The sequence below is a fragment of the Novosphingobium sp. FG90 genome, assembly GCF_057808725.1.
The window spans coordinates 1-11548 of record NZ_JBMDIO010000062.1 but is presented as its reverse complement, the minus strand read 5'-3'; the positions used below and the strand labels follow the sequence as shown (position 1 = coordinate 11548).

Here is an 11548-nt window from a genome sequence, read left to right as displayed (position 1 = left end):
TCTGAGCCTCAATGAAGCAAGGTCGATGATGTATCGTGGCTGCAATTCATATGACCGCCTGCCGACGCTGATCGAAATCGCACCGCAAATGGATTGCGCAGACTGGTTAACGCTTCTCGGCGAGATTTGGGAAGTCTGCGACAATGTCACCGAATGCGCTGACGACCTGCTCGACCGCACGCCATTCACCCAACTGGTAAAAGACCCTGCGGGGTGGCGAGATTGCATGATGATTGCCGATGACCGCATAGCCTTGGAAAAGTTGCCTTCATGCGTGACGATCTATCGAGGGTGCTTCGAGCACAACAAGCAGGGCTTGTCTTGGTCGCTCGACCGGAACGTTGCGGCAGGCTTTCCTTTCCTCAATCGTTATCGCTCGAAGGGGCGGCCGCTCCTGATCACGGCCACCATCTCTCGCGAGCAGATTCTCGCCTTGAAAAATGGTAGGGATGAGGCAGAGGTCATCGCTTGGTGGCCTAAAATTCAGGGCATCGACGATTTGAAGGCCCGTTAACGGTTAATGGAAAACGGCGGGGTTCATAATAGCAGCCTTCACAGTCGGTCTGCTCGTGCGTTCTACTCTAGCGTGCCGAACATCCGAACGTGTTGAACCCCCGTGCCTCGACGACTGCCGGGGCAAGCTGGACGTGCTGGATGACAACTCGCGCAGCGCTGGGTGAGTTCGTTCACAGGTTACTCGGCCCAAAATGCGCGCTATTCCTGACATGTGGCGATCTTCACCCTATATCGATCCCATTGAGTTCCGGGGGATTTGCCTGTGTCCAGTTCGATTCGTGACCTGCTTTCACGCTACCGTGAAGGTGCAAAGAGCCAGCGGGAGAAGGGCACATATTTCGAACGCCTCTGTGTCGAGTTCCTCAAGCACGACCCTGAGATGGCGCAGCAGTTCGAGGACGCTTGGACCTTCGGAGAGTGGGCCGCCGCCACTGGATGGAAGCAGAGCGACACTGGCATTGATCTGGTAGCCAAGTTGCGGGACGAAGAGGGCTTCTGCGCCGTCCAGTGCAAGTTTTACGCAGCCGACCATCACATCCAGAAGGGTGAGATTGACTCGTTCTTCACTGCCAGCGGCAAAGCCCCATTCACCCGCCGCCTGATAATCGACACCACCGAGGTGGCATGGAGCAAGCACGCCGAAGACGCGCTCGACGGCCAGAACATCGCCACCACCCGGATAGGTATGGAGCGGCTTGAACAGAGCCCCATCGATTGGCGGACCTACCTCGCCGACGACCAGATCGTCCTTGCAGCCAAGAAGCAGCTTCGCCCGGATCAGCAGGAAGCGCTAGACGCGGTGCGCAGCGGGCTTGCATCGGCGGATCGCGGAAAACTCATCATGGCCTGCGGCACCGGTAAAACCTTTACCGGCCTCAAGATCGCAGAAGACCTCGCCGGTCCCGGCAAATATGTCCTGTTTCTGGTGCCCTCACTGGCTCTGATGAGTCAGACCGTGCGCGAGTGGTCGCTCGACACCACCACGCCGCTGCGGGCCTTCGCCGTCTGTTCCGACACGCAAGTCGGCAAGCGCAACAAGGGCAATGACGATATCGGCGACATCGATGTCCATGACCTTGCGCACCCGGCAACCACCGATCCGGCCAAGCTGGCTGCGAAGGCCAAGTCGTCAGCGCTCGACGAAATGACCGTGGTGTTCTCCACCTATCAGTCGATACAGGTCATCTCAAACGCGCAGAAGAAGCACGGTTTCCCCGAGTTCGACCTCATCATCTGCGATGAAGCCCACCGGACGACCGGGGCGACGCTGGAAGGCGAAGATGAAAGCAACTTCGTTCGAGTCCACAATCAGGATTTCATCGCGGGCCGCAAGCGCATCTACATGACCGCGACGCCGCGCATTTTCGGCGATGCGGTCAAGTCCAAGGCCAAGGAAATCGATGCCGAGCTTTGCTCGATGGATCGCGTCGATCAGTATGGTGAGACCCTCTTCCAGCGCAGCTTTGGGTGGGCCGTCCAGAACGGCCTTCTGACCGACTACAAGGTCATAGTGCTCGCCGTTGATGAGGGTGAGATCAGCGCCAGCATCCAGAACCGCCTCAAGGACGCGGACAACGAACTCAAGCTCGATGACGCAACCAAGATCATCGGCTGCTACAAGGCTCTGACCAAGGCCGATCTCTCCGCCGATGTCGCCACCGATACCGGACACATGCGGCGTGCGCTGGCTTTCTGCCGAGATATCAAATCCTCGAAGCTCGTCCGAGACGAGTTTGCCGCCGTGGTGGAGGAGTATCTTGCCGCCGCGCCGCAATCCGAGGACGAACCGACCCTCGGGTGCGAAATCCGCCATGTCGATGGCACTTTTAACGCCAAAACCCGCACGCGCGAGTTGGAATGGCTTAAGGCCGATCACGAAGACCATAGCTGTCGCATCCTATCGAACGCGCGCTGCCTTTCGGAAGGCGTCGATGTTCCCGCGCTTGACGCGATCATGTTCCTCCACCCTCGCAAATCGCAAATCGACGTGGTCCAGTCAGTGGGCCGTGTCATGCGGCGCGCTGCCGGGAAGAAGATGGGTTATGTGATCCTCCCGGTCGGCATCCCGGCGGGAGTTGCCCCCGAGGAGGCCCTTAACAACAACGAGAAATACAAGGTCGTCTGGCAGATTCTGAACGCGCTTCGTGCGCACGATGAGCGCTTCGACGCCACCATCAACAAGATGGACCTTGGCGTCGATGTCAGTGACCGGATCGAGGTAATCGCCGTTTCCGACAAGCTGCCCACCAAAGCCAAGAAGGGCGGCAAGAAGATCGGCCTCGGGGAAGGCGGCGGCGCGGGCGGAGAGCAGGACGAGTGGGACGGCGATAGCAAGTCCTCAGGGGAGGAAGAGCAGCTTTCTCTCACACTCGACGAGTTCACCGCTGCGATCCGCGCCAAGATCGTTAAGAAGTGCGGGCGGCGCGATTACTGGGAGGATTGGGCAGTCAACATTGCCGAAATCGCTCAAACCCATATCACGCGAATCACCGCCGTGGTGCAGCAACCCGGCTCCAAGGAGCGGGATGCGTTCGAGCGTTTCCTTGCGGAAATACGGGACGATCTCAATGAAAGCATCAGCGAATCTGATGCTATCGAAATGCTGGCCCAGCACCTGATTACCCGCCCGGTGTTCGAGGCCCTTTTCGAGGGCTACAGCTTCACCAAGAACAACCCCGTCTCCCTCGCCATGGAAGAGGTGCTCGGGGTGCTCGAAGAGCAGAATCTCGGGAAGGAAACGGAATCGCTGGAGCGCTTCTACGCCAGCGTGCGAGTCCGGGCTTCCGGTATCGATAACGCCAAAGGCAAGCAAAAGATCGTTGTCGAGCTATATGAGAAGTTTTTTCTCAAAGCGTTCAAGAGGACGACAGACAGGCTTGGGATCGTTTATACCCCGGTCGAGGTGGTGGACTTCATCATCCATTCGGTAAACGAAGTGCTCAAGGTGGAGTTCGGGCAAACCCTTGGCAGCAAGGGCGTTCACATCCTTGACCCGTTCACCGGCACCGGCACCTTCATCACGCGGCTGCTCCAGTCCGGGCTGATCAAGCCCGAGGAACTGGCGCACAAATTCACGCACGAAATACACGCCAACGAGATTGTGCTGCTCGCCTACTACATCGCGGCGATCAACATTGAGGCCGTCTACCACACGATGTCTGGCGGCGATTACCGTCCGTTTGAGGGCATCTGCCTTACCGACACCTTCCAGCTATACGAGCAGGACCGCGATCTCATCAGCGACCTGATGGCCGACAACAGCAATCGCCGCACGCGCCAGAAGGAACTCGATATCCGGGTGATCGTCGGCAACCCGCCCTATTCGGTGGGGCAAGGGAGCGCCAACGACAACGCCGCGAATGTGGCCTACCCCAAGCTCGATGGCCGTATCCGCGAAACCTACGCAGCGCGCACCGACACCACCAACAAGAACGCTCTGTATGACAGCTACATCCGCGCCATCCGCTGGGCGAGTGACCGCATCGGCGATAGCGGCGTCGTTGCCTATGTGAGCAATGCGGGTTGGATCGACGGAAACGCCACGGAGGGGCTTCGCCGCTGCTTGGTCGATGAGTTCGCCAACATTTATGTCTTCCACCTTCGCGGCAACGCACGGACTTCCGGCGAGCGTCGTCGGAAGGAGAAGGACAATGTGTTCGGACTGGGCTCACGCACCCCGGTCGCGATCACGCTGCTTGTGAAGAACCCCGCTGCGCTGTCGCACGGTCAAATCCATTACCATGACATCGGCGATTACCTGACGCGCGAAGAGAAGCTGTCCATCGTCGCCCGCTTCGGTAGCGTCGCGGGTATTGAAGCAGCCGATGGCTGGCAGGCTATCACCCCCGATGAGCATGGCGATTGGCTGGGGCAGCGTGACACGAGCTTTTCCGAACTCGTGCCCATGGGGGACAAAGACGATCCAACAGCGCTCAAGCTCTTTGAAAATTACTCCGGTGGTGTGAAGACACAGCGCGACGCTTGGTGCTTCAACAGCAGCCGCGAAGGTCTTGCTACGAATATCGAACGCATGATCGATTTCTACAACGAGGAGGTGGATCGCTTCGGGGAAAGCTATCCGGTTGCAAATCGGAAGGCCCGCGACGCGGCAGTCGATGGCTTCATCGACGCTACGCCATCAAAAATCAGTTGGACGCGAGCACTGAAGCAGGACCTTGTAAAGGCAAAGAGCATTCTGTTCAGCGAAGAATACCTGTGCCCTACAATCTATCGACCATTCACTGCGCAGTGGCTGTATTTTAATCGCGCCGTCAACGAAATGGTTTACCAAATGCCGCGCTTCTTCCCTGATCCAGCGGTTAGCAATTTGGTGATCTGCGTGTCTGGCGTTGGCGAGAAAGTGCCATTCAGCACCTTGATGGCCGGTGCGGTGCCAAGCCTTCACATGGTCGATGTTGGCGGTTCGCAGTGCTTCCCGCGTTATGTGTTTGCGGTTGAAGAAGAAAAAACGGGAACCGATCAAGGGTCGCTATTCGCAGCGAAGTCACAAGACGCCCCCGGCCTCGTAAGCCGCGACGCGATCACCGATGAAGGCCTTGCCCATTTTGAAGCTGCGTATCCCGGCGCGGCGATCACCAAGGACGACCTGTTCTACTATACCTACGGCATCCTTCACTCGCCGGAATACCGGGAGCGTTACGCCGACAATCTGTCGAAGGAATTGCCCCGAATTCCTCCGGTGAGAGGGATCGAGAACTTCCGCGCGTTCGTTGAGGCAGGCCGCAAGCTTGGCGACCTTCATGTCGGCTTCGAAAGCGTTGAGCCTTTCCCCGTGGGGATCGCGCAGGGCGACCTGCGCCTCGCTAACATCGATAACCCCGAAGCCTTCTACCGCGTCGAGCAGATGAAGTTCGCAGGCAAACGCCCCAAGCTCGACAAGACCACGGTGATCTACAACGCCAATATCACCATGACCGGCATTCCCGTGGAGGCATACGAGTATGTCGTGAACGGCAAGCCTGCGCTCGAATGGGTGATGGAGCGCCAATGCGTGAAGACCGACAAGGCCAGCGGCATCGTCAACGATTCAAACCGCTACGCCATCGAAACAGTCGGCGACCCGGCCTACCCGCTGCTGCTGTTCCAGCGCATGATCACGGTGAGCTTGCAGACGATGAAGATCGTGAATGGCCTCCCTGCGCTCGACATCCTTGTCGGACAAGCTACTGGTGTCAGCGAGCTTGCATAGGATTTGTATATTCTCACTTGAATTTGCAGATTTGATCCGTTAGACCTCTCCATGACTGCAATGGGGAGGTCTCTTCGTGCCCGCTGATATCGATGCCGTTCGGAATTCGCTGACGCCGTATCACGGCAAGATTCTGGCGTGCATAACGGGTGGCTTCGGCGAATGGCGAGACTTGCAGGCCTATCGTGCCTCCAGCGGACTTGCCCCAAACCTTTATTCGCGCACGAACTCGAATGAAATTTTCGACGCGATCATTCGACGGGCCATTCCGATGTTTGGTGCAGAGGCCAAGGTCTCGGTGAAGGTCGAGGCCCAGACCGCGAAGTTCATATTCCGTGGGGTCGTGGCACGCTTCAAGAAGGCCGGTGAGGACGGACTCGGCTCCAACATTCGCACGCAGGCGGCAATGGACTTTATGGATGCCGACAAGGTGTTCCCCGGCCTGCCTCCTGAAACCGCAAAAATTGAACTCATCTGGGAGCCGAATGCGATCTGGACGAAAGTCGAGCGCGTGCTCGTTGTGGCGCGCGACGGCGACCGGTTGCTTTGGGAATACGAAATCGTTGCGGATGCTGCCGGTGGAGCTATTACGCCGCCGATCCCGATCATCCCGCATGATCCGGGTGGCGACGAACTGGACGCCAGCGATCTGATCAAGCCCAAGATCAAACCGCAGGCGAAGCCCGAAGAAAAGTAAGATTTATGACTACGGTCGGCGACATGCTGCGGTTGGCGCGGCAACGATTGGGATTCACGCAGAAGGCGGCGGCGACCAAGATCGGTGTCGCCCAACCCGTGCTTTCGCGCTTCGAAAACGGACCAGCGGAGCCAGACGAGTCGTTCCTCAACAAGGCGGCATCCGTCTACGATCTGCCCCGCGAATTTTTCGATCTTCGTGACCCCGTATATGGCCCCCCGGTCAGCGTTCATCCCATGCTGCGCGCAAAGGCGGACATTTCCGCCCGCGACCTCGACATGGTGGTGTCCGAGATGAACCTGCGCGTCATGCATGTGCGCCGGTTTTTGGATGCCGTTGAATATTCCCCGACCAGCGACCTTCCGTCGCTCGATGTCGAGGATTACGGTTCGCCTGCAAAGATCGCCGGGATCGTCCGGGCGCATTGGGGCCTCCCATCTGGACCGGTCAAGAATCTGACCGCCATGGTGGAGCGATCAGGGGTGATCGTTGGGACTTCAGACTTTAGTGGCGCTTCTATCAGCGGCATGACCTTTCGCGTGCCGGGACAGCCGCCGCTCGTTCTGTTGAATCGCAATCACCCCGCTGACCGTATGAGGTTCACGCTCGCCCATGAGCTTGGGCACCTCGTAATGCACCGCTTCCCGACGAAGGATATGGAAGACGAAGCCAATGCATTCGCCTCGGCTCTCCTCATGCCGGAGCGAGAGATGCGGGAGGCGTTCGCCGGTCGCCGCATTACGCTGGAATTGCTCGCTGCCCTCAAGCCTGAATGGCGTGTCGCAATGCAGGCTCTTCTGATGCGCGCCAAGGCACTGGGCTATCTCACAGACAATCAGAACCGGTATCTCTGGCAGCAGATCAGCGCTCGTGGGTGGCGGACTCGTGAACCTTCCGAATTGGATTTCCCGCACGAGCACCCGACTGTTTTGAACACGATCATCAAGGCGCACCTCACCGACTTGGGATTCACCCTGCCCGAATTGAGCCACCTCGTTCCGCTGCACGAAGCTGAGTTCGTCCGTATGTATGATCTCACCGAAGATAGCCCGACCAAACCCCGGCTGCGGTTAGTCGTTTGACGGTTGCATAGCGGCTCCGGTGGCTTGGTGTCCGGCATTCGCCGGTGGCAAAGCTATGCTAAAATTAAGTCCTTTGCCGTTGCGACTGCTTCTGTTTCCACGAGCCAGTCCATCGTCGTTCCCCCGGCATGTCTGGGCAAGAAGACGAACCACGCGAAATCCCAGATGTTTTTCCCGATTTTGTCGCCGGTATCGACCTCCCACCGAGGGCGACGGGGAAGGTTAAGCACGAACCCGAGTCCAGCCGTGCGCAGCCATTCGCTTCGCTTCCTCGTTGACTGCCATGCAATCGATTGAAGAATGCAGATTGGTCCGCGAGTGTGCTGTCGAGCTTTTTCTACGAACTCGACCGCGAGTTTGAATGGCGGGTTAGTGATCATGAAATCACATTCTGGGGGATCGACCATATCGAGGTAGTCCCTCGCCGATGCGTGCCCGAGATCAAGGAGACTGGGTAGCTCCTCGCGCCGGATGTCGTTGACGTAATGAGGGCCGGGATTTCCGCGCCTGATGATTTCCCTGATCATTCGGCCATCGCCAGCGGATGGGTCGAAGCCTGTGCCTACGAACCATTCCGGTTTGTAGTCGAGCAATGGCGTGAAGGCATACGAAGGTGTCCGGAATGCTTCGAAGCGTTCGACCCGGCCACGAATGTCTTTCGAGACCGTTGACGGCTTGCGTGCGCGGATGGGTGGAGGCGGTTCGCTTCCCATTCGAGCCAACGCCCGTGCGACGGTATGGTAATTGACTGGACCGCCTCTCGCTGCTCGATATCCCTGTTCCTGCAAGCGCCGAATTATATCCGGAATGCTCGCGCCCGGCATTGATACGATCACCTGCTGGATGGGAAGCGAGCGCTCATATGCATCTGCGGACCTCTTCGCCCGGCTGGCAAGAATGCCGGGCCTATAAGCGCGCTTGGAACTAAACGAATTATCCATGCCCGAGCGACTAAACGAACCAGAGCTTATGGGGCAATACGGTTAAGTTAGCTGGGGCTAAGGCGTCCACCGCCGTCGCATGTGCTCCGCGCCTATTGCCCCCGTATTTTCTGAATGAACATCTCAGCCGTCAGCTTCGGTTCCTCCTCACCTTCCTTCTCGCAAGGTGCTGGGATTTGTTCCTGCCGTTCACAGGGAAGAGCCCAGTCGGTGATGTGGACGGGGGCATCTTGCCCGCCAATATACCCGAACCCCGTGCCTTCACTCAGCGCGGTCTCGAAGAAATCCTCGTGCAACCCGGCACATAGCAGGCGGACGCCGCCCTGCGACAGTTGGCCGTCGATCTCCCTCATCGCGGCCACCACGGAGGTCGCAGAACGACCTATCCAGACTGTGCCATCCGGTCGTTTGATCCGAAAATAATAGCCCGCGAGGCGCGGGCGCTCGATCCCGAACACATCGCGGTCTAACTCGACGAGACCGAAATCAAATTCGACGGTGACAAGCACTTCTGCGGTGCCGACGTGGCAGTATCCGGACGCCCGTGGGAAATAGGTGATTTCTTCCTGCATCGGATATTTATGCGGGCGGATTTCGCCAAGCTTGAGCGCAATAAAATGTGAGGGCGCGAAGTCTACGTCGCGCCCCCTCGACCGCCCCTGATCAGGCAGCTTTGGCGAGTTTGCAACCGGCATCTCTGTGCTTCTGTCGCGCGTTCTTGCGCTGCACCTCGTCCATCTGAAGCCGAAGCGCATAGCGCAGTTGATCACGGGCCGTCGGACAACTCATAATCGCGCGAAACAGCGTGAGGTTGATGTAGAGGGTATGTTCAGCACCTCGGTTGCGAGGGCCGCGATTGCGGCCTGCACTCTGGTTGATTTGGTCAACATGAGCGAGAAGAGCGAGGTCATCGCGCCCCAGCCACGTCCCAAGCGCCTGAAGCTCGCGGTATTGGTCAGGGTGAAACATCGATACAATCTGCACGATGTCGTTGTCGGCCAGATCGTTGCGGCCCCGCACAGCAAACGGACTTACCGTGCCGACCGCGCCACCGAGCTTATTCGCGATGACCCATGTTGAACTGCCTGCATAAGTCTGGGCGATGGCGGAGGCATTGTCGGCATTGACGGAACGCCCGGCATGGACAGCTATCGCGTCGTTGCCAAGGTTCGCACGGGGGCGCAGGTAGGCAAGATCACCGACGGCCTTCTTTGCTACGAGCGCCGGAACGGTTTCGGTGGTCAGGAACACGATCCTGTTCGCAACCGGTTTTCCGCCTTCGAGCCACCAGTCTCGCGCTCGAACAAAGAACGGCTGACCGTCGCAGGCGAAGAACGTGAGGTCATGGGTGTCGAACCCATACTCCTCTGCATCGCGGATCGTGATCGGCTCGAACGTGTCGAGACCCATGCGTAAAGCGCGCTGGGCCGCTGCGCGCTCCACAGCGTTGACGGCTCCGCCGCTATTGCAGTGTCGTGAATAGGCCTGACGTTGGAGTTTGCTGTTGCCGGAAGACCAGATTTTTCCCGAGGCCACCCTGAGCCGCCGCAACCATCCCATTTCGCCCTGAGAGAAGCGATCCACGAAAGTCGAGGTGGAAACCTCATCATGGATGAGCCAGTTCAACTCACTGGCAGCGCGCGCCGATGCCGCATCGAACTCATCGGTGAAGAAATCCGCCGAAAGCATCTGCCGCGTAAAGGTGTTTGCCGCCCATTGATGGGCTACATCGTGGACGGAAAACAACACCACGTTTCCGCCTGCCATGCGCGTCCAATCTTCTTCCAGTCCCTGTCGCATCGCAGCCGCGACGCTCGGCTGAATTTCTTGGATCAGCGCCCACAAGCTGGTGTCAGCCTCATCGGCATCTTCAACTGTAAGTGCCGGGTGCTCGCTCTTCAGAACGGCATCCTGATATCGCCGGGAGAAGGAGCGCCACAGGACGCCGACGAAATCTCCTCGATGGCGAGAGTCAGAGGAATTGAATTCCCGAGCCTTGAGGGCTGCATCATCGTAGGTCGAGAAGGTGAACATGGACGGCTGCTCCGCCCGACCGGTCATCCGCGTCAGGCCGATGTGCCGCATGATCGACGTCGATTTTCCGACTCCTTCTCCGGCGTGAATCAGCATCATGGAATGGCCGGTCAGCCAAAATGGCATGAAGGCATCAAGACGGGAGCGGGACAGTTGGAGGTCGGCTAGATCGAACGATTTTGCGCGATCAGCGTCGGCGGCCAGATGGTCGAGAAGCGAGCCAAGCGGAAGAGGCAGTGGCGTGACGTGACCGACATCCTCTGCCCCACGGCCTTGTAGGCGGGGCACAATTCCCTCTTCGGACATGAATGACCCCGCAGTGCGGTCGGCTTCCGAATTGCGGAAACGCGCCACGTAACCGTTCGCCGTCGCATCGAGGCTGGCGAAGATCACCCCGGAATCCTCGTAAAAGTCTCGAAGCCATTCCTCACAGAACATGACTTGCGACGGCGTCAGCGGTGCCCGGCTGATCGGCGCAGCGGCCGCCTTTCGCTTTCCTGCCTCTCTGGACTTCGCCACGAAAAGGTTAGGCTGGTGAAAAAGCTCGGTGGCCGAGTTACGCTGAACGCTCTGCTCCCACAGCACGACCTGACGAACCTTCTGGCCATGTTGCAAGCCCAGAGGATGCTTGTGGCCGACGCGGCGGATTCCGTTGGGCATACGACGAAGCGCGGTTGAGGTTGCCAGTGAATGGTCGGGTTGCAGCCCGCCAGACGGCTGAAGGTGCTTCATCACGAGTTCCTTCAGCATCATCCAATGGGCTCGAAAACCGACGCGCACGGCGTCTGCTGACGGACGCGCGTCCGACCGGTCATGCATGAGCACGGTGTCGAGGACGATATTGATGTGCAGCGACTTGTTGCCCGAGTAGGTCACGTTGAGGAGCTTGAAATCGGCGAACCCCTTCAATTCACCAAAGAGCTTGCCGAACTGAGAGTTCCGCCATTCCTTAAGCGGCAGTGTCCACGAAAACTGCTCCGGGAGAAACCTCGCGTCCTCACAGTCGAACTCGAAGGTGTAGATGAGATGGTCACCGAGCGCTGCCCGTGATGATGGCCGGGTCCAATGT

The 11548-nt window shown here is 58.5% G+C and carries 7 protein-coding genes; 4 read left to right on the top strand and 3 right to left on the bottom strand.

Going from position 1 to position 11548, the window contains the following annotated elements:
• The 4 genes from ACODRZ_RS25795 to ACODRZ_RS25780 all read left to right on the top strand — a co-directional run.
• Positions 1 to 514, top strand: a 514-nt coding sequence (locus ACODRZ_RS25795) for a hypothetical protein (protein WP_488986293.1), incomplete at its 5' end; no start/stop codon positions are given.
• 264 nt (positions 515 to 778) lie between these two features.
• Entirely contained in the window at positions 779 to 5725 is a 4947-nt protein-coding gene (locus ACODRZ_RS25790) for a DEAD/DEAH box helicase (RefSeq protein WP_488986292.1), read from the top strand.
• 76 nt (positions 5726 to 5801) lie between these two features.
• A complete protein-coding gene (locus ACODRZ_RS25785; protein ID WP_488986291.1) occupies positions 5802 to 6422 on the top strand; it encodes a hypothetical protein in 621 nt (206 codons plus the stop codon).
• Between the two features lie 5 nt (positions 6423 to 6427).
• Positions 6428 to 7504, top strand: a complete 1077-nt coding sequence (locus ACODRZ_RS25780) for an ImmA/IrrE family metallo-endopeptidase (RefSeq protein WP_488986290.1) — start codon at positions 6428 to 6430, stop codon at positions 7502 to 7504.
• Between the two features lie 53 nt (positions 7505 to 7557).
• On the opposite strand, the gene ACODRZ_RS25775 is transcribed toward ACODRZ_RS25780, so the two are convergent.
• The 3 genes from ACODRZ_RS25775 to ACODRZ_RS25765 all read right to left on the bottom strand — a co-directional run.
• Complete coding sequence (locus tag ACODRZ_RS25775) at positions 7558 to 8217, bottom strand: hypothetical protein (RefSeq protein ID WP_488986289.1); 660 nt, start codon at positions 8215 to 8217, stop codon at positions 7558 to 7560.
• A gap of 320 nt (positions 8218 to 8537) precedes the next feature.
• Positions 8538 to 9140, bottom strand: coding sequence for a hypothetical protein (locus ACODRZ_RS25770; protein ID WP_488973066.1), 603 nt, complete (start codon positions 9138 to 9140; stop codon positions 8538 to 8540).
• The coding region (locus tag ACODRZ_RS25765) for a hypothetical protein (protein ID WP_488986288.1) at positions 9109 to 11548 on the bottom strand (2440 nt) is incomplete at its 5' end. The genes ACODRZ_RS25765 and ACODRZ_RS25770, both read right to left, overlap by 32 nt.